This is a genomic window from Marinococcus sp. PL1-022, assembly GCF_033845285.1.
GTDB lineage: Bacteria > Bacillota > Bacilli > Bacillales > Marinococcaceae > Marinococcus.
Genome location: NZ_JAWXCX010000001.1, coordinates 1244014 through 1267981, shown reverse-complemented (window position 1 = coordinate 1267981; position 23968 = coordinate 1244014). Strand labels below are relative to the sequence as shown.

Annotated in this window: 24 protein-coding genes; 5 read left to right on the top strand and 19 right to left on the bottom strand. The window is 43.8% G+C overall.

Going from position 1 to position 23968, the window contains the following annotated elements:
- Positions 1 to 92: 92 nt before the first annotated feature.
- A complete protein-coding gene (locus tag SIC45_RS06365) occupies positions 93 to 914 on the bottom strand; it encodes a hypothetical protein (RefSeq protein ID WP_319631468.1) in 822 nt (273 codons plus the stop codon).
- 233 nt (positions 915 to 1147) lie between these two features.
- On the opposite strand from SIC45_RS06365, the gene SIC45_RS06360 reads away from it, so the two are divergent.
- The 4 genes from SIC45_RS06360 to SIC45_RS06345 all read left to right on the top strand — a co-directional run bounded on the left by SIC45_RS06360 (position 1148) and on the right by SIC45_RS06345 (position 4481).
- Entirely contained in the window at positions 1148 to 1849 is a 702-nt protein-coding gene (locus tag SIC45_RS06360; RefSeq protein ID WP_319631467.1) for a response regulator transcription factor, read from the top strand.
- On the top strand, positions 1846 to 2775 hold the full coding sequence (locus tag SIC45_RS06355; RefSeq protein ID WP_319631466.1) for a HAMP domain-containing sensor histidine kinase: 930 nt from the start codon (positions 1846 to 1848) through the stop codon (positions 2773 to 2775). The genes SIC45_RS06360 and SIC45_RS06355 overlap by 4 nt, the downstream gene beginning before the upstream one ends.
- Positions 2776 to 2875: 100 nt before the next feature.
- The gene (locus SIC45_RS06350; RefSeq protein ID WP_319631465.1) at positions 2876 to 3802 is read left to right on the top strand and encodes an ABC transporter ATP-binding protein; all 927 of its coding nucleotides are present in this window, start codon (positions 2876 to 2878) and stop codon (positions 3800 to 3802) included.
- Positions 3795 to 4481, top strand: coding sequence for an ABC transporter permease (locus SIC45_RS06345; protein ID WP_319631464.1), 687 nt, complete (start codon positions 3795 to 3797; stop codon positions 4479 to 4481). The genes SIC45_RS06350 and SIC45_RS06345 overlap by 8 nt, the downstream gene beginning before the upstream one ends.
- Before the next feature lie 96 nt (positions 4482 to 4577).
- Here SIC45_RS06345 and SIC45_RS06340 read toward each other — a convergent pair whose 3' ends face one another.
- Entirely contained in the window at positions 4578 to 4922 is a 345-nt protein-coding gene (locus SIC45_RS06340) for a general stress protein (protein ID WP_319631463.1), read from the bottom strand.
- A gap of 248 nt (positions 4923 to 5170) precedes the next feature.
- A complete protein-coding gene (locus tag SIC45_RS06335; RefSeq protein WP_319631462.1) occupies positions 5171 to 6073 on the bottom strand; it encodes a metallophosphoesterase in 903 nt (300 codons plus the stop codon).
- 282 nt (positions 6074 to 6355) lie between these two features.
- Here SIC45_RS06335 and SIC45_RS06330 point away from each other — a divergent pair, with 282 nt between their 5' ends.
- Complete coding sequence (locus tag SIC45_RS06330) at positions 6356 to 6859, top strand: GNAT family N-acetyltransferase (protein WP_319632936.1); 504 nt, start codon at positions 6356 to 6358, stop codon at positions 6857 to 6859.
- A gap of 148 nt (positions 6860 to 7007) precedes the next feature.
- Here SIC45_RS06330 and SIC45_RS06325 read toward each other — a convergent pair whose 3' ends face one another.
- The 16 genes from SIC45_RS06325 to SIC45_RS06250 all read right to left on the bottom strand — a co-directional run bounded on the left by SIC45_RS06325 (position 7008) and on the right by SIC45_RS06250 (position 23947).
- Positions 7008 to 7406, bottom strand: a complete 399-nt coding sequence (locus SIC45_RS06325) for a hypothetical protein (RefSeq protein ID WP_319631461.1) — start codon at positions 7404 to 7406, stop codon at positions 7008 to 7010.
- Between the two features lie 282 nt (positions 7407 to 7688).
- Positions 7689 to 7943 carry a GlsB/YeaQ/YmgE family stress response membrane protein gene (locus SIC45_RS06320; RefSeq protein ID WP_298785444.1) on the bottom strand — a complete coding sequence of 85 codons (255 nt, stop codon included), beginning with the start codon at positions 7941 to 7943 and terminating at the stop codon, positions 7689 to 7691.
- Between the two features lie 680 nt (positions 7944 to 8623).
- Positions 8624 to 9691, bottom strand: a complete 1068-nt coding sequence (locus SIC45_RS06315; RefSeq protein ID WP_319631460.1) for a sialidase family protein — start codon at positions 9689 to 9691, stop codon at positions 8624 to 8626.
- A 180-nt stretch (positions 9692 to 9871) separates the two neighbouring features.
- The gene (locus tag SIC45_RS06310) at positions 9872 to 11092 is read right to left on the bottom strand and encodes an MFS transporter (protein ID WP_319631459.1); all 1221 of its coding nucleotides are present in this window, start codon (positions 11090 to 11092) and stop codon (positions 9872 to 9874) included.
- Between the two features lie 46 nt (positions 11093 to 11138).
- Positions 11139 to 11732 (bottom strand): TetR/AcrR family transcriptional regulator, encoded by a 594-nt coding sequence (locus SIC45_RS06305; RefSeq protein WP_319631458.1) that lies wholly within the window; start codon positions 11730 to 11732, stop codon positions 11139 to 11141.
- Between the two features lie 160 nt (positions 11733 to 11892).
- Positions 11893 to 12651, bottom strand: coding sequence for a glucosamine-6-phosphate deaminase (locus tag SIC45_RS06300; protein WP_319631457.1), 759 nt, complete (start codon positions 12649 to 12651; stop codon positions 11893 to 11895).
- Between the two features lie 2 nt (positions 12652 to 12653).
- Positions 12654 to 13313, bottom strand: coding sequence for a YesL family protein (locus tag SIC45_RS06295; RefSeq protein ID WP_319631456.1), 660 nt, complete (start codon positions 13311 to 13313; stop codon positions 12654 to 12656).
- A 17-nt stretch (positions 13314 to 13330) separates the two neighbouring features.
- The gene (locus tag SIC45_RS06290) at positions 13331 to 15805 is read right to left on the bottom strand and encodes a hypothetical protein (RefSeq protein ID WP_319631455.1); all 2475 of its coding nucleotides are present in this window, start codon (positions 15803 to 15805) and stop codon (positions 13331 to 13333) included.
- A gap of 23 nt (positions 15806 to 15828) precedes the next feature.
- Positions 15829 to 16653, bottom strand: a complete 825-nt coding sequence (locus SIC45_RS06285) for a carbohydrate ABC transporter permease (RefSeq protein ID WP_319631454.1) — start codon at positions 16651 to 16653, stop codon at positions 15829 to 15831.
- Positions 16653 to 17534 (bottom strand): sugar ABC transporter permease, encoded by an 882-nt coding sequence (locus tag SIC45_RS06280; protein WP_319631453.1) that lies wholly within the window; start codon positions 17532 to 17534, stop codon positions 16653 to 16655. The genes SIC45_RS06285 and SIC45_RS06280 overlap by 1 nt, the downstream gene beginning before the upstream one ends.
- Positions 17535 to 17612: 78 nt before the next feature.
- Complete coding sequence (locus tag SIC45_RS06275) at positions 17613 to 18866, bottom strand: sugar ABC transporter substrate-binding protein (protein WP_319631452.1); 1254 nt, start codon at positions 18864 to 18866, stop codon at positions 17613 to 17615.
- A 43-nt stretch (positions 18867 to 18909) separates the two neighbouring features.
- Positions 18910 to 20067, bottom strand: coding sequence for an ROK family transcriptional regulator (locus tag SIC45_RS06270; RefSeq protein WP_319631451.1), 1158 nt, complete (start codon positions 20065 to 20067; stop codon positions 18910 to 18912).
- Between the two features lie 199 nt (positions 20068 to 20266).
- On the bottom strand, positions 20267 to 20581 hold the full coding sequence (locus tag SIC45_RS06265; protein WP_319631450.1) for a hypothetical protein: 315 nt from the start codon (positions 20579 to 20581) through the stop codon (positions 20267 to 20269).
- A gap of 3 nt (positions 20582 to 20584) precedes the next feature.
- Complete coding sequence (locus SIC45_RS06260; protein ID WP_319631449.1) at positions 20585 to 21925, bottom strand: acyclic terpene utilization AtuA family protein; 1341 nt, start codon at positions 21923 to 21925, stop codon at positions 20585 to 20587.
- Between the two features lie 25 nt (positions 21926 to 21950).
- On the bottom strand, positions 21951 to 23327 hold the full coding sequence (locus tag SIC45_RS06255; RefSeq protein WP_319631448.1) for a citrate:proton symporter: 1377 nt from the start codon (positions 23325 to 23327) through the stop codon (positions 21951 to 21953).
- A 59-nt stretch (positions 23328 to 23386) separates the two neighbouring features.
- A complete protein-coding gene (locus SIC45_RS06250; RefSeq protein WP_319632935.1) occupies positions 23387 to 23947 on the bottom strand; it encodes a TetR/AcrR family transcriptional regulator in 561 nt (186 codons plus the stop codon).
- Between the last annotated feature and the right edge of the window lie 21 nt (positions 23948 to 23968).

Genomic DNA, 23968 nt, shown 5'->3' with positions numbered 1-23968 from the left:
TATGCTCCCCTCTAAGGAGTCAGATGAAATAAATCGTCTGTTTTACTTAGGGGGGAGTATTTTTGTCTTATGGAGGAAATATGAGTAATCATCTATTTCTCCATGGACGTTACCATCTGCATTGCTTCCAGTGGGGTATGTCCGGTTCTTAATTCATACACCATCCTGCCGTCCTGCCAGCGAATATCCACGGTGACGTCTTCGCTTCCCCGGTCATAATGGATATCCACCACGCCCAGTTCACCTGGAGCCGGGAGGGTATGGCTCTCAAGATATTCCACGATCTCCCGGGCGACTGCCGGATGATCAATTTCGTCTTCAGTCGCAGAGGAGAGACTTAAAAGCCAATTACCTTCCTCCCAGCTGAAGTACTGGCTTCCCGCAGCACCCTCGCCGTACCCGGTAATACCATAGCCAAGATCCTCCCCTCCCTGCTCGAATGGCCCTACCTTTTTCCCGTTTTGAAAAGACTCCAGCTCCTCCACTGCTTCCTGTTTACTGGCAAACCGTGAACCTGTAACATGCACGAGAGGCTCTCCATTACTGGTCTGGTACTGCACGCTATAGGTTTGATCATTGTTGGAAGCTACAGAAACGAGCACATTTTCAGTTGAGTGGCCGGGAAAACTGGACGGCAGGAAAATCTGGTCTTCATCCATCACCAATTCCTGACGCACACCTTCAGGGGACTGCTCTGATGACGTTTCGGAGGATTCCTTCCCACCCTGAGGCTGCGTCTCCCCTTTCTGATCACTGGAGGTATCGGCGCTCTCTTCCTCCTGGCTGTTATCGCTATTCGTAGACGCTTCCTGGGTCCCGGCACTTTCAGAAAAAGTTTCCCCGCCGATGCATCCGATGAGCCCTGTGCTGAGTATCAGTCCCAGAAAAGGAAGAATGATTGTCGATTTTTTCATGACATTTCCTTCTTTCATCTCAATTGTATTTTCCTTCCATTGTATCAAATAGAGTGGTATGGTCAGTAAAATAACGTTGCCATTCGCACTTAAAAAGTTAAAAATAGACATTAACAGCATTGCAGCATCAATCACCGGGAAATGAATTGCTTTTTCAATGCTTATTGTACATAAAAGATTTTTATTTACATTAGAGTTACGAACAATAATGAATATAAAAAGGAATGAGTACATTGAATGAAACCATTTTATTCGTGGAGGACGATGAAGAAATTCACAGCCTCGTGTCCAGCCATTTAAAGAAGGAGGGATACAGGGTAATCTCGGCCTTTGACGGCGACGAAGCACTTGTGCTTTTTTCCCGGGAGCGTATTGATTTACTCCTGCTTGACCTGATGCTCCCTTCCAGAAATGGCATCGACATCGTGCAGGAGGTCCGAAAAGCCCATTCGATGCCGATTTTGATTATTTCGGCCAAGGACAGCGATGTCGATAAGGCGTTGGGCCTCGGCTTTGGGGCGGACGATTATATCGGAAAGCCGTTCTCTCTCCTCGAGCTGACCGCAAGGGTGCATGCAGCCCTACGACGGTCCACCCAGTATACCCCGCCCGCTTCTTTGCAAGATGGAAATAAAATCACGGTCCTGGACCTGGTTATCGATCCGGAAAATTTTACGGTGGAAAAAAACGGTAAGCTCATCAGTCTGACCGCCAAGGAATTTCAAATTTTAAGCTTGCTCGCCGCCCGCCCCAATCACGTTTTCACCAAAGGCCAGCTGTTTGAAAGTGTCTGGAAGGAAAGCTACTACGGAGATGAAAACGTGATCAACGTCCACATTCGCCGCCTGCGCAGCAAAATTGAATCAGACCCTTCCGCCCCCGTGTACATAAAAACGATCTGGGGGATTGGATACAAATTGGAGTTAAGCCCATGATAATCATCCTTTCGATCATTTCCATTTTTTTACTCCTGCTTCTTTATCAGCAGTACCTTACCCGAAATAAGCTGCACCGCGATGTCCAATATATTTCCGCTAAAATTAATGCACTCACCTCCAGCCGCTCCTCCGAACGAATTTTATTACAGACAGAGGACAAACAGCTCCAGCAGTTGTTAAATGAAATCAACCATCTGCTCGACGATCACCAGGAGTTTGTGGCTGATAATGCCCGCATGCGTGCCTCCACCAATCGTATGCTCACAAACATTTCACATGACCTAAAAACACCGCTGACCGTGATTTTAGGCTATATTGAAAATCTCCAGCATGACATGCAGAATACGGCTGAAGAGCGAGCCGTTTTGCTGGAAAGAGCGGCTGCCAAAGTTGTTGGGGCAGCAGGGTTGATCAATACGTTTTTTGACCTGGCAAAGCTCGAGTCCGGCGACTGGGAGCTGGACGAAAAGCGCATACATGCCAATGAAGTGTGCCGCCAGGTCATTTTAGGGTATCACGATACGCTGACGATGCAGGAATTCGACGTGAGCATCGATATTCCGGAGGAGCCTCTTTACTTCTATGGTGATGAAGAAGCGTTCACCCGTGTCTTAAACAATTTATTGTCAAACGCCATCCGCTATGGCAGCGACGGCAAATTCATTGGACTGGCGTTAAGCGGATATAACGGGACGCTAACAATCGAAGTCTCCGATAAAGGCCCGGGCATTGATGCTTCCGCCCAAAACCGGATTTTCGAGCGCCTGTATACGAGTACCGTTTTCAAGAATGCTTCCGGGAAAGGAAGCGGCCTCGGTTTAACGATTTCCAAGCGGTTAACCGAGCAGATGAATGGCACCATCGAATATATCAGCGCCCCCTATCAAAAAACGGCCTTTATCCTCACCTTCCCACAAGGATAAGAGCAGCCTTTTCGAAAAGTAAGATTTACTTAAGGATTTGGTAAGAAAAAAGACACTTTCGCTCGCTATAATGAAGCTATAACGAAAAGGAGGGCTGGATATGAGCTACGTCATTCAAACCAATAGATTAACCAAGGCCTACAAGGGAAGCTCTGTGGTAACCGATGTAAATATGCGGGTGAAAAAAGGAGAGATTTACGGATTCCTGGGTCCGAACGGGGCAGGAAAAACCACCGTCATGAAGATGATCACAAGTCTTGTGACGCCCACAAGCGGCGAAATTGAACTTCTCGGTGAAAAAGTGACCGCCTCTTCTGTGGAACGGTTAAAGCGCATGGGAAGTATCATTGACTACCCTATCTTTTATGAAAGGCTTTCCGCTCAGGAAAACTTAGAGCTTCACTGCAGCTACATGGGCTACTACAAAAAAGGAGCCATCGCGGAGGCATTGCAGCTGGTTCATCTGGTGAACGTCGAAAAGAAGCCCGTAAAAGCATTTTCGCTCGGAATGAAGCAGCGGCTGGCCATTGCAAGAGCGATTATCACCCGGCCCGAGGTGCTCGTGCTGGACGAGCCTGTCAACGGCCTGGATCCCGTAGGAATCCGCGAATTACGGGATTTGTTTTTAACGCTCAGCAGAGAATACGGCACGACGTTATTAATTTCCAGCCACATTCTGGGAGAAATCGAGCAGATTGCAGATACGATAGGCGTAATCCGGGACGGACAGCTGCTCGAGGAAACGTCAATGGACCGGATTCACAGCAATCACGTGGAGCATATTGAACTAAGCGTGCACGAACGTACCCGAGCTGCGTTCGTACTGGCAAATGACCTTCACATTAAAAATTTTCGAATCAAGGAACCCGAAGAATTAATTCATATCTACGACAGCACGGTGCCCCAGCATGATATTATCCAGGCGCTCGTCACGCATCAGATTGAAATTGCATCCATCACGAAAAAAAGCCAGTCCTTAGAGGATTATTTCCTGCATTTGATGGAAGGAGGCCGCAGCCATGCTTAATCTGATGAAGCTCGAAACGAAAAAAATAAATACAGAAAATCTGCTGCTGACCTTTTTAGCAATCAATGCGGGCATCCTTGGTTTATTCCTGCTCTTTAGGATAGACAAAGATGCGACAGAGCTTTTAATGAGCTATGAAAGTTTATTTACTACCATGGAAACTTTAATTGTCGCCTCTTTTGTGATCTATGCTTCTGTGCTTCTTTCTCATTTAGTAGTAGAAGAATTCCGCGATAAAACGATCACCGTATTGTTTATGTACCCGGTCAGCCGCAAAAAATTGCTGCTCGCAAAAATGCTGATCGTAAGCATACTGACGTTTGTTTTTATCCTGTTTTCGAATATCATTGTATTTGGCGGCTTCACCTTCCTCAACTCCATTTTTCACTACATCAGCGAGCCCTTCACCCTGGAGATGTTTACTGAAAGAGGATTGCGCGTCCTTCTGTCTGCCCTGAGTTCGGCCGGGATAGCCCTGATTCCCTTATTTTTTGGAATGAGAAAGTATTCCGTACCCGCGACGATTGTTTCCTCTATCCTGATTATTACTCTTCTTTCTTCTCCAATGAATAATACCGATACGCTTTATTCCCTTGCTGCGGTCCCTGTTACCCTTGGCATCGCCGGATTTTTAATTGCTTATCTTGTGATTGCGAGAGCGGTTAAAACTGATTTTTAATCAAAGATAAAACAAAGACGCTCCCGCGTGGAAGCGTCTTTGTTTATGTACAGATAAAGCCGGAGAGCCACCGGCCTCCGACTGTTTTACCTGATGCTATTTCAGCAGTTCACTCAGGTTTTTATCGTCCTGGACCATCAGTAATACTTTACCCTCGTCCAGATCGTCTTCCAGGTCTTCTGCTTCCTGTGCCGTAAATCCAAGCTCCTGAAGCTTAAAGCGCAGCTCGTCTCCTTTTTTCGAGAAACGGTTCTCAGAATCAATGCCGAATTCTTTATCGGTAGGTTCATTGGTATCTGCTTTATCAGCAATCCGGTCAGTGCGGTCATCATCGTGACTCATGACATAAATATCGTTGCGGCTCACACCATTATCTGTGAGCTTCTGCACGTCCTGTTCGATGTTGTCTTCGTTTGTATATTCCTGTACTTGCGGCTTCATTATTAAATCCTCCTCGTATTTTTCGAAATTTCGTCTAATACCAGACTTCTTCTTTTTTTCATTTGGTATTGCTCAGCAATGCCAATTGAACGGTTAAGAAGAATGCTCCATAGATGATGATACCCCGTGGTACCTGGGTGCAAACTTTTCTTCACTGAAGAAGATGTCTTTTCCTTAATTGCGACTCGCTCAGTTCTATGAACAATTAATTACCAAAGAAATGCAAAGGAAAAAGCCTGAAATATTCTTTATCTTTTTTGTGAGGTTAACTGGAACTCTGTTATTTCTGGAGGATTATTTATTCTTATGGGAGCCAGGCTTACACCGAGACCACGATTTATATACAAATTATTTTCTTTATTTCCATACTCTTCACCTGCCCATCCATCAACGTGCGCTTCATCTTCAGGAAGAAGATTTTTCCACGACCAATGGGGAGTAAATGGAATTCGGATCTGGCCGCCGTGTGTATGGCCGGCGACGGCAGCAGAAGCTTTGCCCCGGGGGACTTCGTTAAAAGTTTCCGGATTATGCATCACCACAAAACGAGCTTCATTCTCCTTCACTTCATTAAATGCTTTAGAGATGTCGGATTTGCCTGGCCACTCGGCACCTATTCCTGTCAGGTATAATGGCTCATCCGCCTGTTCGTTTTTCAGTGCTACCGAACGATTTTGCAGCACCTCTACACCTATTTGTTCCAATTCATTTTTTACATGATTTGCTCTTGCTATATTTGGTTTCACTTTCTTGCCGCTCATATTATAATCGTGGTTGCCAAGCACTGCGTATACAGGAATACCTGCCTCGGTTAAAGGTTTTAGATAAGAAGCTGCTTTTTTCATTTCACTTTGTTCATCACCAACCGAATGGTAAATATAATCACCCAGCAGGATAACTGCTTCAGGTGAACGCTGGATGACTTGATCAACTACGTTATCCATGTTCCGGTCATTGTCCAACCACATCCCTATTTGCATGTCTCCAATAGCGATAATTTCTTTTTGTGCCCATTCTTGAGGAAGATTCTGCACAACCGCCTGCTCTTCTTCAACATCTACAGTATAAGGTTCTACGGCTCCCCAAGCACTAATTGCCAATAGGACTGCTGCAGCTAAAAGCATAAACATTTTCTTTTTGGATTTTATCATTTTGTATTTACTATATCCCCTTGTATATTATCCATTGATACCATCACCCAATTTCAAACAGCACAGCGCCTCCCCTCAGCATCAGTAACCCATTGGGTGGGTTATTGCTTTGTTTTTATTTACCGATTTTATATATGAATAAACATAAAATAATTGACTGAATTTTTTTGTGTTGTCCGGATCCACTGAATATGCTTTTCCATGTTTCGATGATTTCAAACAGAAACCCTCCTATTTTTATTTTTAAATGGGAGGGTTAAGTCGGACGATCCTAGTAATTATATTAATTTTTCATTATTTCTCTTCCATGATTACACCTATCAGGATTTGGATTTTCTCCATCGGATGCTCGCTTCCCCCGCCGTGATGAAGCATATCGGAAACGGCAAGACCAAAACCCTGCAGGAAACGGAAGCCTTTCTGCAGTGGATCCTCCGTCATTATCAGGAAAATGAACAGCTTGGCTTGAAGGTTATCGAGCATTCACAGACGAAAGCACTCCTGGGCCATGCAGGTATCGTTCCCCAGATACTCGAGCACCGTCTTTACTATGAAATTGGCTACTGGATCATGCCGGAATTTCAAGGACTCGGCTATGCGAAGGAGACCGCGCGCACCTTTTTTCATCTAGGTGAAACAGAGCTGCACCTTAAAAAAATGATCGCGCTCATTCAGCCGCAGAATACGCCTTCTATCCAGGTAGCAAAAGCTCTCCCTATGCAGTTCGAAGCAGAAAAACGCATAAATAAACAGCTGGTTCATATATACTCGAACACTACTTCATAAAAAAACCGGGCTCCCGCTGTCTGCATGCTGTGAAAGGATGCCTGAGGTGAAGGCAATCGAGACGAAAACGGTATATGCTATGCACGCAGCATGGCTGAAATTTTTATTTCAAACCCCTGCGTGATATAGACCGGAAATCGGTTTCTTCTTAAACTACCTCCCGAAAAATATCCAAATATTTTTCGAATACGTCCTTGCTGAATTCCTGCTGAAAGCGTGTGCTCATAAGAGCAGGGGAATTTTCCGAAACCTTCAGCTGATCATAGGGTTCGGATGATTCGGTTTGTTCATCTCCGAAAACCAATACCTGAATATGCGCCGGGTCATTATGCTTACAAAATACCATACGAATATGCCCGACCGCGATGATGGATTCCGTGTACCTGCTTCCATACAATTGCACGCCTACCGGGGTCTTCGTCTGAACCTCCCTTTGCATCGCATTCACCCATTCGGCAATAAAGGCAGCCCCTTCATCAACAATCGTTTTTTCATCGTTTGCTCCGTATTTCTCAGCGATCTTGTCCGTAAAAGATTCAATTTTCATGTTGTTCCTCCTTAAATGTAGAAATTCTTTTCCACGCTATCGTTCTGCAGCGTTCGCGGTATTGCATCCTTCCAAGAACCAATGCATCTTTAAATTCAACACCCTTCGTACCTGTATTATACTTCCTGTTAGTCCGTGCCCTTCAAACATCTATTTTCGTTCCACTTTAAGAATGGCTGCAGATTACCAGGCAGAAAGCACAGGCTCTTTATACTTATTTTCAACAAAAAAGAAGCTGCCTTTCATACAGACAGCTCTCTTCCAATCTTGCAGTTCTTTTCCTTATTTCTTTTTGATGGATCGAAAAATAAAGCTTACGATCAGTACGAGAATAACCGCGCCGATAAGCGCAGGAATAATCGCGAAGCCGCCAATAGCCGGTCCCCAGCTGCCGAGCAGCGCCGTTCCTAGACTCGCTCCGATAAAGCCGGCGATAATATTCCCAATAATACCAAATGGCACGTCGCGGCCCGTAAGTGCGCCTGCAGCCCAGCCAATCAAACCGCCGATAATAAGGCTCCAAATAAACGATAGCATGCTATTCATCTCCTTGAGGATGGATATATTTTTTAATGTTCTTTTCCGGCTATTTCCTGCAGCTGGATTCCTCAAACGTTGCTGACTGCTTTTGCCGGTGCTCCCGGCCCATCATATCTGTATTTACAATACAGGAGGTCCGGCTTGAACAAGCTTTCCCCCGGACCGAAAAACTAAAAACCATCAGGTCAGCGTGCGCCCTGATGGTCCCCCGTGAATTTTAATATTTACTTCGGCTGCCGGCTTTTAGTTTTGTTAATCTGTGCTGGATTAATCAATAGAAGCGCCGCAAAGACGCCGTACAAAATTACTGCTGCTATTTCCATTTTATGCTTCCTCTCTTTCTTTGATTTCATCATTTTTTAACGCATCATACCGAAAAGCCGATAATAAATGCCTTCTTACCGTAATACCTGACCCCAAGTCCTTTTGGCGCAGGCTACATGGGGGGGTGCTTTCCCAATAAAAAAAGCCAGAAAAAGGAACGAATTCCTTTTTCCGGCTCATGTACTGGCTTTTATATCCATTCATTTCCGCCGTTTATTTAAATTTTGAAACAGTGAAAGCTGTGTTGGTTTTTGCGTTATAAAATATATTTACCCGCGCGATTTCAAAGTAAAACATACCGGTACTTCAATTCTTAATATGCCGGAGTGAGCTTTATCTCCCTGTTGATTCTTTTACAGGGAGCCCGCTGTAAAGCACGACGGGTGCTGCTGCTTATATGCATCCTTCCAGGCTATATTGAGAGGCTGCCATATTTCTTCGTCCGTTCGGAGGAAAAAGATGCCGTGATTATTGAGCGCGTAAAATATGTCGGTATCCTCCGGATCCTGGGCCAGGACGTGGGCAAAGGAACCTGCCGGAAGTCCCCGGGATATTTCCCGGAAAGGAGCCTCTCCCTCCTTTCGGTAAATAGCGGAGCTCGCGGCATCAGAAGAATGGGCCTCGCGCGGCCCTCTGGCGGCGGAAACGAACCGGTCGTCTGCGTCCGTGGCGTTCAGCACCATATTATAAAGATACGGATGCTTCTCCAGTCCTTCGCTCTGATAATGCCAGTGCCATCCATCGTCTTCGCTTTCTGCATAAGAAAATGAAGCGTTCATAAAGCCGTCCCCGCAGGCTGCGTACAGGCGGCCGGGAGCAGACGGATGAGCCAGAAGAGTATGCACATCTCTCGGGCTGTGCTCCGGCCGGTCCTGCCAGGTGCTTCCATGATCCTCTGACAAAAGCACGGCCCCGTACTCAATGGAAACTGCTATATGATCGGGATTCCCGTAGCCCGGCGTGATCCAGCGGACGTGATGCGTGTGGGGACGGGGCGGAAACTGCCATTCCGATCTGGAGGTCATGTGCTGGATTCCGGTCCACTCCTGCCAGTGCCTGCCCCCGTCTTCTGAGTAATACATTGCCGAAGGCTCGGTGCCGGCATACACAACATGCGACTCCTCCCCTTTCTTCACCGGGTTTGTACCGACAAACGTGATGTACGGCGAAGGAATACCATGGTCCCCCGCCGGTTCAAAATACAACTGCGGCTTCCCTATCGCCTGCCAGCTTTCTCCCGCATCCTCGCTTTTCCAAAGCCCATGCCCGTACGTGGCACAATAAACAATGGAAGCATTAGAAGGATCCACCGCCACCCGGACGGGCTGAGTCCCTTTAAGCTTTGCCTGCATCCGCCACCCTTCACCGCTGTGTGTGAGTACAAGCAGTTCATTCTCCATGCCCGCATATAATACCCTCATGCCTTTCACCCTCCCTAAATTGTAGTGATGTATGTATGGTCTAAGGACCCTTTCCCGTTTTCCCTTAAAGACATTCCCGTCATGCCGGGAAAGCTCTGCTGAGGCAGGGGTTGCAGCAGTCCTGCTGGAACGAAAAAAGCCTTCCGGGCGGAAGACTTAGGCAGTACTCTAAGGGCGGCTCTAATCGGTCTGCCGGAACTCGGGGCTCAGCCACAGCAGCAGCCCGGCCAGCACAAGTCCAGTGATGGACGTGTACATGAGCACCGTCTGAATCGGAATCGATGCCGCGACGAGAAATGAAATGAGCGCAAAGGCAATAGGCTCGAATCCGCTCGCTGCAAAGTTCACGAGGCTCATCACCCGGCCGAGCTTGTTGTTGTCGGTTTTTTCCTGAATCATCGTAATCGTCGGCAGGTACACAAGCATACCTGCCCCGCCCATGAGCGTAATTACAGCGACCAGCACAGGCAGCGCCTCCACCTGGCTGAACACAAACAGGAGAATAAAGCCTGCTCCCAGTGCGCTTAGCACCCATCGGCCCCGTCGCTGCTTCAGCGACCAGGTAACGAGCAGCACGCTTAACAGGAAGGTGCCGGTCGAAAACCCTCCTTCTAACAGGCTGAGCTGCCAGGGAGCACCCCCGAGGGCACTGATAAGCATCGGAATGCTGATCAACAGCGGTCCGATCATCAATAAATTAATCGTAATAATCACCAACGTACCGGACCGGTGGATGCCTGACTGCCGCACGTAAGCGAGACCCTCCTTCAGGTCCATCCAGGCGGTATGACGGCCGGTTCTCACTTCAGGCACCGGATCCTTCAACAGCGGCGGATAAATCAAAATCGTCGACAGCGCAATCAAACCAGCCGCCGCAGAAAACGCAAAGCTAAAGCCGCCAAAGGTTAACAGCAGCCCCGCCCCCACCGGGCCGAGGATAAACATCAGCTCCGTGGACCCCTGGTACCAGGAGTTCGCCTGCTGCAGCTGGTTCACCGGAACAATACTCGGAATCATTGCCGAAGCAGCCGGGAAAAAGAACGCATCCAGAAACCCAAAGATGAACGCCAGAATGATCAACGAGGTCGTCTGCAGGGCGTCCTGCTGCACGAGCACCACCAGGACGATCATGACGACCACCTGCATTGCATTTGTCGTAAACATAATACGCGACTTCTGAATTTTATCTGCAAGCACCCCGCCGTAAATCATCATCGCCACACGCGGAATGGCGATCGTCATCATCACGACCCCGAGAATCGCCGGCTGCTGCATTTCATCGACGACAAACCAGGAAACGGACAAAAAGAAAAAGGAAAAGCCGAGCATCACCGTCATGCCCGACAGCCATACGAGCACAAACGTTTTATTTTTTAGTAACGAAGTCCATGAATCAGCCATTAGTGCCCTCCTGTAAATCTGTGCTGCTTCCGTCTTTCATGTATAGTCAAAAAGCCCGAATCCCACGCCAGAACACCTGCCATATCCGGTCGACGTGGGTTCGGATTTGTTCTTTATTAAAATCGTAATAACGCGTGTCAAAGTCGATGCCGCTCAGCAGGGTTAAATAGGTTTCCGTAATAAGATCACTGGCAATCGATGGCTCTATCTTCCCATCATTCTTGCCCTGCTGAACGACAGCTTCGATGTGCTGGTCCGCAGCACTGCCGTGATACTCCACCAGCTCCTGCATTTGCGGGCCCAGGCCCGGCGGTGGAAAAAATAAAAACCGGTAATAAAACTGGCTGATCGTGTATTCGTCGTAATATACTTCAGCAAGCCGGTATAATAACGTTTTCAACTGAATCTCGGCACTTTCTGCCCCAAGTGCTTTTAACTCACTGCTCACGATCTGGTTATATTCAAGCACTGCTTTTTTAACCGTAGCGAGGAATAAAGCTTCCTTATTCGCAAAATGAGCATACAGCGACGGCTTTTGAATGCCTATTTGCCCGGCAATTGCCGCAAGCGTTGTTCCTTCGTAGCCCCGCTCGGTGAACAGCTCCAGACTTGTATGAATAATCCGCTCACGCGTTTCCATCAAATTATCACCTTTTCTACATTCTTTCCCTACCTAACGTTAGGTAAATTTAACACGAATCTTGATGCTTTGCCAGAGAAAATAAGCAGGAAATTATTTTAAGGATAATTTCCTGCTTATTAAACCAGAACAAAGTTTCTTCGAAAGTAATTTGATTATCCTAAATTTCTAGTTCATTTAAGTATTCTGATGCTTCTTCATCTAAAAATACCATACAGTTTTTATGCAGCTTCAGTACACTGGCCGGTGTACTTCGGCTGATAGGACCAGCCCAAAATTGTTTCACAATTTCAGCTTTTTTACTGCCACTCGCCATTAGAATAGCTTTATCTGCTTCTAAAATTTGTTTTACTCCCAATGTTATTCCTCTTGAAGGAGGTACAACTTTACTGTTGTTAAAATATTTTTCCCCTACTTCGGTTGTGGTATTATCTAATTCTACAACACGTATACTGCTGTTAAAATTACTTCCTGGTTCATTGAAGCCTAAATGTCCGTTTCTTCCTATACCTAATACGATAAGGTCTAAACCGCCTGCTTTTTCCAAAACCTTAATCATTTGTCCGCATTCTTCAGTTAAAGACGGGGCTACAGCATTAAACACATGAATTTGGTCTGTTCTTAGTCCCAATGGACTGAATAAATGATTGTTTAATATATAATAGCAGGAGCCTTCATCATTTTTCCCAAGACCCTTCCACTCGTCCAATTCTACAAAGCTGCATTTACTAAAGGACAATTCTTGCTTCGCGCTAGCCTCCACAATTATTTCCATAGCTCTGACCGGCGTGTCCCCACCGGCTATGCAGATCCATGCCTCAGGGTTCTGTTTTACCGTTTGTATCACTTGGTTTGCAACAGCCTGTGACAATTCTTCGTAATCGTTCTCTACATTCATGCTTAATTCTATAGTTTTCAACGTTACCCTCCTTTATTTAAAGAACCTGTTTTTAACAAAGTTGACTGATCTTTTCTTATTCTCTTAAAAATGCTTTGGATGATCCACGTATTTATTAAAAACAAAACAACAATACCGCCTAATACGCTAATAAACGGTATTAGATAAAAGGTTAGTAAAAAAACAGCCAGTACGATTCCATTTAAAAATACGTGAGCGGGATAGGAAAAAACAATAAACACTCCCTGTTTCAACGTATTGAAAAAACCTAATTCAAATTTGGAGATTATGAAGAAAATTAAACTGCTGAAAACAAAAGCGATCACTAAAATAATAAATAGTACTGCCGAAAGCAATTGAAATAACAAACTCTCCCAAGAAGCTAATACTGCCAGGTCTGTCACAAGTACCGCTACAGCAATACTTAATGAGTAACCTATTTGATTGGAAAGCTTAAAATGTTTTTTATAATTTGCTTTAAAAACTGATAAAACGCTAATTTCTTTCATGTCACCCTCTTCCCACAATATTTGAAGTGTGCAGATGGTTGCAGCAATAGAAGGGAAAAAGCCTAAGAAACCAAAGCCTGCAGCTGTGCCTAACATCCACAGCACATTCAGATAAAAAATTCTGTAGAACCATTCTGAAAAAATGTAAATAGTTTCCATCAGTTTCTTTCCCACTATTGCCCACCTGCTTTCTATTCACAACGAGTTGTGCCTTCAATTCCTTTTGTGGGATATAATTGAGGCTTTCCTTGCACAGTCAAAATATTTTGGTGATACGTGATATCTTTGTATATCGGATCCTGAAACTTCAGCTTTTCCCAATTAAATTCACCCATTGCCTGTTTCATTAATATTTTAAATTCTTCAAAGCTTTCATATTCCTGTTCATTCCCGAGTCTCATTATCCATATATTATCTTTTCCTTCGGAAATTACCTCGCGATAAGCGTCCATGCCACGCTTCGTTAAACTTACACCATTTTTCGCAAACAGTGCCAGCCAGCCTGTGTCTTTTTTTAGGAATAATCCATGCGAAGTAACTTCATGCTCATCAAACAAGTATAGAGGAGTATAGGCATGGGTATAGGAAATTTCAGAGCTTTCTTTGATATTAAAATCAATAATTGCCAAGCCTTGATACTGTACTACATTCGGGAGGGTGCCGTTACCAGCCCAATAGCTTGGCCGTTTATTCCCCCGCTTAACTTCTTCTCCCGGGTGATTAATCCAAACGTTTTCTTCAGCCCCAAAGCTTGCCTGAATAACATGTTCCTGATAACCAGAACGATCCGGTCTGTAGTTCAAAACAGAACTAAGCATCCCATCATTTGTTTTGTGGGTATAAACGTGAGCCTCCAGTCCAGTGCCCTGGTTGTTTTCAAAGGTGAAATTTTCATTCTCTTTTACATCTAAATTTTCAGGAGTGTAGGCGGACAATGCTAATGCTACGGAGCCAAGACCTGAGTAATTTATATTTCCTTCTTTATTCACTATCCACATTAAATGAGTGGTTTGAGTATTATAATGCCCTTTTAATTCTTTTTCGTATACTCTCCCCTGCGAGCAGGTTAAATATCCTTTATAACTATTTTTGTTCAGCCAGTAAAAAATAAGGTTTAATGCTTTTTTGGCTAAAGCCTTTAGTGTGCTATCTTTGCTGTGCTCATATATTTGTAAAAGACCTATCACATTTATGGGAATATAAGCACTTGAATGCCACTCTGAGAGACCTTCCCTGAAAAAGCGTTTGAACCATTCGATAAGCCGGCTGTAACCTCTCTGGTAATGCTCTTCACCAGTAATATTCGCATTTTGGAACGTTTCTTCTGGGTAGAGCTGTCCCATTAACAATTCGCTGGTGTGAAACATTAAAGCATGATTTTCGCTGTAAAACCACATAACATCGTTTCCTGGTTCATCGTACCAGTATCTATAGTTCAAAATGGCAGATTTCAGTTTTTCCTTTATTCCTTGGGGCAAAAAATTTTTTTCTCTGTTCATTTTGATTAGTTGATAATACATTACGATACTGAAATCACTGCAATCTGTTTTATTAACTACTGTATCAATATCATTTTCAAGCATCTGCAGGGTGGTAAAATCACTGTTTCCTTCGGAGAACATGGCTAAGGCCCTGTGAACATTGGGCTCACCGTGGGCTGCCACCATTTCCAGGGATCGTTTTTTTCTTTCTTTTAAATCACTTAATACTGCTGCAGTGTGTAAGTATTTATCCGGAAAAATCTGTACTGTAAAGTCCCTGCTCATTTTTATGCTATCTGCGTAAATAGTAACTGTAACTTTCTGAAATCCCATATGAAAATGTTTTACCATACCAAAAGGGATATTTTCATTTCCTGGATCCAGGTTAAACGAAGAATATACTGGCTCACATCTTTCAACTTTAAAAATCGTATCTATTTTAAAATGGTGTTGTGCAGGCATTTCGAAATTTAAAGTTAATGGCCCTCTCTTATAACAATCATAAGGAAAATAAGCATATTTTAATAAATATTCAGCATGTTCCACCTTTTCTTTACGAACAGCACCTATAGGCACTTGAACACCCAGCTCCGGTTCATCTAAATAACGCATTTGAAAGGCCATTTGAGTGTCTCTCTCCGCTAAATCATCGAAGTATATATAACATTTATTTGTACCTTTATTTAAAGGTATACGGATTTTTTCAAAGGACAGTTCGTTTCGGGTAAATGGAACTGTTTCGTGTATTTTCTTATTATTTATCCAAATTTCCAGCCCACCACTTGTTGCGATCTCAAATAAGGCTGTCATTTCTTCAGAAGCCTCTATTTCATTGTATGCCCATGCGCTTAAAACTGTAGGCTCTGACCAGAAACCCTCAAACATTACCTCTTTTTCTTCAAAAGGTGTGTATAGGGACCATTTGAGGTTTTCTGGTTCTATTCTTTTTCCAGCATATGCGTTCAGTACATTCGCGGGTATTTGACTAACGGGCTTTCTATTTTTGATGTATTCTTTCCGCCCGGGAAATTGATGTATTTCAGGGCCATACGTAAGCCAGTCATTCACCTGTCCTTTGCTGTGGTCAGCTTTAAGTGTGAATTCCCGATGCTCCTCAAAAAGCTCAGTAACCAACCACCGGCTGACGTAACTCATCTGCCTTAATGATTTTTTTATATAGTTCATCATGATCATCCTTCAGTACGTGTTTAGTCCTTCATGCCAGACATCATAATTCCCTGGATGAAAAACCGCTGGAAAATCAAAAACACGATAATTAGTGGCACCATTGTCAATACAGCCATAGCAAGTAATGGTCCCCAATCCACAGAGTATTCCCCTACAAAATTAGCTAGAGCAAGCTCCAATGTGTATAGCTTTTCATCTGATATAGCTATTAGCGGCCAAATATAGTCCTGCCAGCGCCACATGACTGAAAAAATTGTCAAAGTAGCTATAATAGGCATCGAAAGCGGAATAATTAACTTAGTAAAGATTCTCCACTCCCCGGCGCCATCAATTTTAGCCGCTTCAATCATCTCATTAGGCAGTGACATCATATACTGTCGAATAAGGAATACACCTGTAGGCGTTGCTGCTGGAGGAATAATGATTCCCCATAGTGTGTTGTACAGGCCTAACGTCCGCAAAACCAGAAACATCGGGATCATTAAAGCTTCCAGGGGGATCATGAGGGTAGATAAAAAAAGCACTAAAATTATCGCATTCCCTCTGAATCGGTACTTTGCCAGAGCATATCCTGCCATTGTATTGATAACCAGCGTTATGATGGTCGCCGTTATAGTTACCAGCACCGTATTAAATAAGTACCTTCCAAAATTCGCATTTGTGAAAGCATTTACATAATTTTCGAAAGTGATATTATCTGGAAGAATAGATGGCGGCCATGTAAACAACTCACTACTCGGTTTTAATGAAGAACTTATCACCCAGAGCACTGGAAATAGCATAACGATAGCAATTATACCTAATAGACAATACATCCATATTTTTTTTATCAGTTTGCCATTCATTATACCCTGCCCCCATTACTTACTTTCCATTGGATAAGAGTAATAACTGCCATTATTACAAAAAGGATCAACGACAATGCGCTTCCCATACCAAACTCTCCCAGCCCAAACCCGGTGTCATAAGTGTATTGAACAAAATACCTGGTGGCATTAATAGGTCCGCCGCCAGTTAATGAAACTACTAAAGCAAACGTTTTGAAAAACTCAATAAAGCACAAAATAACTACTAACAGAGTAATAGGTCTTAATAATGGAATCGTGACTAAACGAAATTTATTCCAATTATTTGCTCCATCAATTTCTGCAGCTTCGTAGTAGCTTTTGGAAATACTCTGGAGGCCGGCAATAAATATAAGCATGAAAAAGCCTACTCTGTTCCACACAGTTACGACTATGACTGAAATATTTGCAAAAATTGGATTAGACAGCCATCCCACTGGCTCTATTCCAATAACAGTCAAAAGGTAATTGATTAAACCTGTATCCGTTTGAAGGATCCAGTTCCACATTAATCCTGCCACAATGAAAGAAATCATAACTGGCAGGAAAAATATCGCCCTAAAAATATTGGAACCTTTTATTTCTCTTGTTAGTAGCCAGGCTAACCCTAGAGCACATACAACGGTTAGCGGAACTACAATTGCTACATATACAGAAGTCCTTAACAGCATAGTCCAAAATTCGCTGTCGGAAAGAATAGTACGGAAATTTTCAATGCCTACAAATATAGGGGTTGATATTCCATCCCACTCTGTAAAAGCATAAAAAATGCCATAGATTGCCGGAAGTCCAACAAATATCCCAAAAATGAGCATATTAGGCAGTAAAAACGCATAGGGTATCCATGCTCGATCACTTTTCATATTTTCACCTTCATCCATAGATGCTGTCTTTGTAAGTCAGTCTGCCAGTTTAACTTGAATTCGATTGCCCTGACAGACTGCTTCATTCTAAAATTATTACTCAGATCCTACTTCTGAATTATCAGCTACGCTATTCATGGCTTCTTCAGGAGTCATTTCACCATTTAGCGCTCTTTGAACGTTTTCTGTTATAAGCTGCTCTACTTCAGGCATATATTCAAAATTACTCCAATCCTCTGATGTCGCTGCTGGCGTAACAGCTAATTCTTCATTAAAAATATTCATAGCTTCAGGCTCTTCTTCGTATTCAATATCCTCCCCTGCTTTTAATGGGCTAAGAAACAATGATTCTGTAACATACTTTTCGTTAACTTCCTCAGAAATAAAATATTCCATAAACTCTGCTGCTTCCTCTTTATTTTCAGAATCTTTAAAAGTTACCATTTGTTTCCCGCCTGCCACTGAGGATCGTCTTTCTTCTTGGGGAAGATAAGTAACGCCCCAATTTAAACCTTCTTCTGATGAATACGTTTGCAAATTCCAGTTGCCTGAAAGGTGAGCCGCAGCCTGTCCAGAACGGAAAAGCGAATTAGGATTTTCTCCACCCAGCCAGATTGATTCAGGAATAATTTCCTCTTCATGCAATTCTTTAAAATATTCTAAAGCTTCAATTCCCTTTTCATTATTTATGTTTAACGACTGACCGTCTTCAGAGAATATTCTTCCACCGTTTTGATAGATAAGAGTGGAATATCTGGAAGGAGACAAGTCATATGCCAGTCCCATGCGGGCATCACTATTTTCTTTTACTTTTTTCATCGCATCAGCAAATTCTTCCCAATTCCATATATCTTCCGAAGAGGTTGGCACTTCTACACCGGCCTGTTCAAAATAATCTTTATTATAAAATAATCCGTGAGCTGTTAAATCGGTAGGTACTGCCACGAACTCTCCTTCTACTTCCGCCCATGGCTGTGCAGCCGGTGTTAATTGATCATAAAAATCTTCCTTATTGAAATAAGAATCTAAAGGTTCCAACGAGTTTGCTACTTCTCCCGGATTGGAAATCCGGGCTAAATCCGGGGCGTCTCCGCCGGAAACCCTGGTTCGAATACGATCGTATAGATCATCATAAGGAGTATCGATAATATTAAATTCCACGTTTGGATGTTCTTCCTGGTAATCCTCTGTAATTTCCTTAAAAACTTCGCCTTCTACTCCATCACTAAACCAAAGTACGTCCAGAGTGACCTGGTCATTATCGTCACCTGATTGGTCACCTCCACCACAGCCGGCAAGAATCATAGGAGCCACAAGGCCCAAAGACAGCAATTTTGTTTTATTTTTCATCGTTAAAACCTCCTAATAAAATTTGGAATATAAAAAAAACAATTTACAAATCAGTTAATATTTTATCTTTAATGTCCGCCATCTCTATTTCTTTGAAAGCATATGCAATGGCTCCGTAGCTTCCCGCCTCTCCTCCTAAAGTAGCTAATTTTATTGTGGTCGGTATTGGGGTGTAAAGCTCTACAGCCTCCTGAATGCGGGGAATAATTTCTTTTAACGACTCAGATACTCCACCTCCCAGCACTACATATTCCGGATTTAATAAACTTACTGAATTTGCAATCTGGATGGATAAATGCCTAATGAATGTTTCTACCGTTTCCTGTGCGTCTTCGTCTCCCTCCAGGTATTTTGAAAATACTTCCGCGGCGGAAAGTTCATTATGCGACAAAAACTTACCGGAGGTTTTCCGTTCAAATGTTCCAAATTTGCCTTTTTCATTATAGTTATGGCTTTTTACATCTTCTTCGCTGACAGAATATGCTATTTCACCAGCTTGATTATGTGCTCCCCTCAGCAACTTTCCGTTTGAAATAATTGCGCTCCCTACGCCCGTTCCAATCGCAATAAAAAGTACGTCCTCCGATTGCTCTCCAGAACCCATCCAGGCTTCACCAACCGCTGCAAAGTTAACATCATTATTGATAAAAATCGGAAATGAAAAACGTTCCTCAAGTATTTGCTTCAGAGGCAGATTGGTCCACCCTAACGCATAAGCATCAAGCACCACCCCACTCTGCTCCTCTACAATACTCGGGACGCCTACCCCCATAGCCACAATGTCGTTTTTTATAATGGCTGCTTCCTCTATTGAAGTCTCAATAATGCTCAAAATCTCTTCAACGCTTGCAGATGTTTTAAATTTTTTCTTATAAACTACTTCACCATCTAAAGTAGTTATTAATACCAGTACCTTTGTGCCTCCTATGTCCACTCCAATTCCAAACGCTGACTTAGGATTAAAACGCAGCACTATACCTTTTCTGCCACCAAGCTTAGTGGACGTCCCCGGGCCGTGTTCTGTAACTAATTTCTTTTGAATCAACTCATCAACAATTGTTGAGACAGTAGACCTGCTGATATTCAGCGTATTGGCGATTTGAGCACGGGTCACCTCCTCGTGTTCCCTGATCATTTCTAAAACCAGCGAACGATTTAATTTTTTTATCATATCAAGATTGCCAGTCGCAGATCCTTTCATTTTTCATCCCTCATTACGTTTGTTTGTTCGATGTTAAAACAAACTTAACACTATCTGAAAGCGTTGTCAAAAAGTTTTTGAATTATTTTTGCAATACTGCTGCCGGTTCATTTTAAAACGGCCAAAAAAAAGCCTGAAGCATAGTACGCTTAGGCCTTTGAAATTTTATTCTATTTTAAATTTATATCTAAATTTTTAACTAAACCAAAATTTCCATTTCCAGCATGAACCAGGACAAAGATTTTCCATGTGTATCAAAGTCGAGTGATGCTGCTACTCCCTCCGGCTTTGTACCTTCGATAACGAAGTTCAATGCTTTTAATTGTGGCAGTTCGTATCTGTATACACCTCCATCCGCTATATCCTTAAAGTGTTGTTCAACCCGCTCGGCAGTAAGTGCTTCTTTCATTGCTTCGTATAAAGCATCTTCATATGCTATGACACTGATAGTTGTGAGCTTCCCTTTATCTCCAGCCCTTGAATGGGCGATTTCTTTTAGTTTTTTTCTTTCCATCGCTTAATCTCCCTCCCCAATGAGTGCACTATTTATTTCTTCCCTGGCAATCAAAGACGAATAAGCAGCGATCACTTTCTTACTGTTTTTCCTTACGCCTCCTGGACCCCCGGGGCCATTCAGCCAGAGGGCTTCAATCTCATTTCCGATCTGCTCTGCGGTATATTTATCACTCGCCAGACCTGCCACACGAAGCATTACTTCATAAGGAGTGTGTGACTCCCTATCGCTTTCCTGTCCGTGTAAAGCGTTCAGCCCAATCATTTCGTATTTTATATCCGCATATTCCAACTGTCGTTTATCCAACCGATATTTAATGATCTCCTCTGCCATTCTTCCACGTTCGAGCGCATGGTGGCCGGCATAACCGATCATTCCTTCCCCTAAATAGCCACGATTCACTCCGAGCGTGACCTTTAGGGTATCCGTACGCCTCCGCCCGGTCCCTCCTTCAACAGTAACCTTATCTGAACCCGTCTGTTCAAACCTTACTCCTGAAAAATCGGCGACCACATCTGGTGTAATGTAAGCAGCCGGATTCATTACTTCATACAGCAATTGTTCTGTACAGGTTGATATTGTTACCTTCCCTCCGGAGCCCGGCGCTTTCGAAATATATCCCTGGCCTTCGCTATCCACTTCTGCATAGGGCATACCAACTTCCGCCAGATCTGGAACCTGCTTATATGCATCGTCTGCAAAATATCCTCCAGTCACTTGGGCACCACACTCTAGAAGGTGGGCAAATACAGTACCTGCCCCTAGCTTGTGCCAGTCATCTAACGACCAGTCAAATTCATAAACCATGGGGGCCAGAAAGAGTGATGGATCAGCTACACGCCCTGTGATGATTACATCAGCCTCTGCCTCTAGAGCCGGAAGGATTTGTTCGACTCCCAGATAGGCATCTGCTGAAACTATATCGAGCTGGGTATCTGCCAACGTTTCCTCGGTTTCCCATATTCTATTGGATGAACGCTGCATCTTTGAAAGTACATCGGAACCCGATACGGCTACTGCCTTCAACGTATCGAGGTTTAATTTTTCCTTGATGGTTTTCACACATTCCAGCGCCGCGGAAGGATTTGCAGCTCCTAAATTCGTAATAAGGGTAGTTCCGTTTTGAAGGCATACGGGCAGCAATTCCTCCATGCGCTCCTCCAAAAAAGCCCCATAACCTTTAGTTGGATCCTCGCTCTTTTCAATTTGAGCTATGGCTGTAGTTCGCTCCGCCAGTCCCTCTAGTACAAGATAATCCAGAGATGATTTTTCTACTAATTCTTTTGCGGAATCAATACGGTCCCCGGCATAACCGGCTCCGGTTCCAATTCTAATAGCACGCAATGCAAAAACCCCGTTCCTGGTTAGATTAAATAACACCGATCATCAAAGCCATAATAGCCATCACTACGCTTGTTCCGAACGCCAGCGGAATTGCTTTTTTTTGAAGGTCCCCAATATGAACCCCTGCCAATCCCACAAGCAGCCAAGTGGAACCCGTTAATGGACTAACCGGGAAACCTGTAGTCATCTGGCCGATAATGGCTGCCCGGCCCATAGTCACAGGCTCAATTCCAAAATTTTCTCCTACTTCTGAAAGCACTGGTAATACGCCAAAATAAAAGGAATCCGGGTCAAATAATAAACTTAGCGGCATCGCGATAAAAGCAAGAATTACAGGCAGCGCTCCACCCCAGCTGTTAGGGACGAGCCCTACCATGGAATCAGCCATAGCTTCGATCATGCCCGTCTCCTGCAAAATTCCTGTGAAAATCCCTGCTGAAAAAATAATGGAAGCCGTGTAGATTGCTCCCTTCGCATGATTTTCGATAAGCCTTTGCTGAATATCCAGATCACGATAATTAATCAGCAGTGCAAGAGGAACAGCGATGATAAAGGTAACAGCCAGTGGGAAGAATTCTGTGATCAAACAGGTTAATACCAGAAGTGTCAGCAGAATATTTACATAAAATAAATTTGGACGTTTAAGATCACTGCCCTCCGGCTGCTTCATTTCTCTTTCCCGTACTTCTTCCGGAAGCTCATGAATAATACCAAGCTTTTTACGCTCTTGTTTCCCAAGCCAATAGCTGCATGCCAGAACCCATAACAGGCCTACAGCAAGCACCGGAAGCATAGGAGTAAATAAATCCATCACGTTAACATTTAATACTGATGCAGCCCGGAGGGTCGATCCGCCCCATGGAACCATATTCATTGTTCCTGCGCTCAAAGCAGCGGTGACAGCTAGTGTTAATGGACTCATGCCAAGCGATTTGTAAATCGGAAGCATCGATGAAACTGTAATCAGAAAAGTACTCGACCCCGAACCATCTAAATGCGAAACCATGGCGATAATGGCCGTTCCGATAGTAATTTTCACCGGATCGCCACCCGCAATTTTTATGACGCCTTTAATGATGGGATCAAACAAACCAGCATCAAACATGATACCGAAAAAAAGAATAGCAAAAGTAATCATAATACCCGTTTGGGCAATATTACTTAAGCCTGTTTCCATAAAGCCGCTTAATTCTCCCGGGCCAAAGCCTGTAAGCAGGGCTACAGCAATAGGGACAACAACGAGCGCAAAGTGAATGGATGTTTTCTTGGTGAGGACTAAAAATAATAATATTCCGATAATTAAAAACCCGTCTATAGCAAGAATAGTATCTCTCCCCTTCTTATAGTATCTTTGTCTAAGTATATTAAAAGCGCTTTCATAATAAAAATACATATAATTCATAGTTTTATTACTATTAAGAATAAATGATTTTTAACTGGACCACTGGATAAACAAGCTATTTACGTCTCTTCATCGGCACGGAGCATATCCTTCGGGATGACCCGGGCCATCCGTTCAGCCAACGTTTCTACCGGCTCCTGAAAGCCGTCTCGGATCCATTCGACCACCATATTAAACATGCCGCCGGAGGCAAACAGCACCGACCCCCGGTCCAGCTGGTTATGAAACAGCATGTTGGAGGCGGATAACGATTGCACCGCGTACGTAAAATAATCCAACAGAATGGAAAGGGCATTCGAGTTCACCAGCCGTTCCAGCGGAAGACGGCGCTCGCTCAATTTATAGGTCATTAGCTGCGTAAACAATTCAAGGGTAAGATGCTCGCGCTGATCCTTGCCGGACAGGTGGCGGATGAAGGAGTTCAATTCTTTTTCCACCGAGGCATTCATGACGTCATAAATCGACGTATAGTACTTGTAAAACGTGACCCGGGCCACTCCGGCTTTTTTGCAGATATCGGTGACAGTAATATCTTCAATATCCTGTTTTTCAATCAGGAGCGTGACTGCCTCCATAATGTACTGCTTTGAATTGATGCTGTCCTGCCGTGCTTTTCTCATCACGAACACATCCTCCCTGAG

Bases quoted from the DNA above. Each gene is read 5' to 3' on its own strand.
- SIC45_RS06280 (WP_319631453.1), bottom strand. From the start codon at position 17,534: ATGGATGAAGGTGAAAATATGAAAAGTGATCGAGCATGGATACCCTAT.
- SIC45_RS06250 (WP_319632935.1), bottom strand. From the start codon at position 23,947: ATGAGAAAAGCACGGCAGGACAGCATCAATTCAAAGCAGTACATTATG.
- SIC45_RS06275 (WP_319631452.1), bottom strand. From the start codon at position 18,866: ATGAAAAATAAAACAAAATTGCTGTCTTTGGGCCTTGTGGCTCCTATG.
- SIC45_RS06355 (WP_319631466.1), top strand. From the start codon at position 1,846: ATGATAATCATCCTTTCGATCATTTCCATTTTTTTACTCCTGCTTCTT.
- SIC45_RS06290 (WP_319631455.1), bottom strand. From the start codon at position 15,805: ATGAACTATATAAAAAAATCATTAAGGCAGATGAGTTACGTCAGCCGG.
- SIC45_RS06345 (WP_319631464.1), top strand. From the start codon at position 3,795: ATGCTTAATCTGATGAAGCTCGAAACGAAAAAAATAAATACAGAAAAT.
- SIC45_RS06340 (WP_319631463.1), bottom strand. From the start codon at position 4,922: ATGAAGCCGCAAGTACAGGAATATACAAACGAAGACAACATCGAACAG.
- SIC45_RS06255 (WP_319631448.1), bottom strand. From the start codon at position 23,327: ATGAATTATATGTATTTTTATTATGAAAGCGCTTTTAATATACTTAGA.
- SIC45_RS06265 (WP_319631450.1), bottom strand. From the start codon at position 20,581: ATGGAAAGAAAAAAACTAAAAGAAATCGCCCATTCAAGGGCTGGAGAT.
- SIC45_RS06270 (WP_319631451.1), bottom strand. From the start codon at position 20,067: ATGAAAGGATCTGCGACTGGCAATCTTGATATGATAAAAAAATTAAAT.
- SIC45_RS06305 (WP_319631458.1), bottom strand. From the start codon at position 11,732: ATGGAAACGCGTGAGCGGATTATTCATACAAGTCTGGAGCTGTTCACC.
- SIC45_RS06315 (WP_319631460.1), bottom strand. From the start codon at position 9,691: ATGAGGGTATTATATGCGGGCATGGAGAATGAACTGCTTGTACTCACA.
- SIC45_RS06350 (WP_319631465.1), top strand. From the start codon at position 2,876: ATGAGCTACGTCATTCAAACCAATAGATTAACCAAGGCCTACAAGGGA.
- SIC45_RS06365 (WP_319631468.1), bottom strand. From the start codon at position 914: ATGAAAAAATCGACAATCATTCTTCCTTTTCTGGGACTGATACTCAGC.
- SIC45_RS06335 (WP_319631462.1), bottom strand. From the start codon at position 6,073: ATGATAAAATCCAAAAAGAAAATGTTTATGCTTTTAGCTGCAGCAGTC.
- SIC45_RS06285 (WP_319631454.1), bottom strand. From the start codon at position 16,653: ATGAATGGCAAACTGATAAAAAAAATATGGATGTATTGTCTATTAGGT.
- SIC45_RS06310 (WP_319631459.1), bottom strand. From the start codon at position 11,092: ATGGCTGATTCATGGACTTCGTTACTAAAAAATAAAACGTTTGTGCTC.
- SIC45_RS06325 (WP_319631461.1), bottom strand. From the start codon at position 7,406: ATGAAAATTGAATCTTTTACGGACAAGATCGCTGAGAAATACGGAGCA.
- SIC45_RS06320 (WP_298785444.1), bottom strand. From the start codon at position 7,943: ATGCTATCGTTTATTTGGAGCCTTATTATCGGCGGTTTGATTGGCTGG.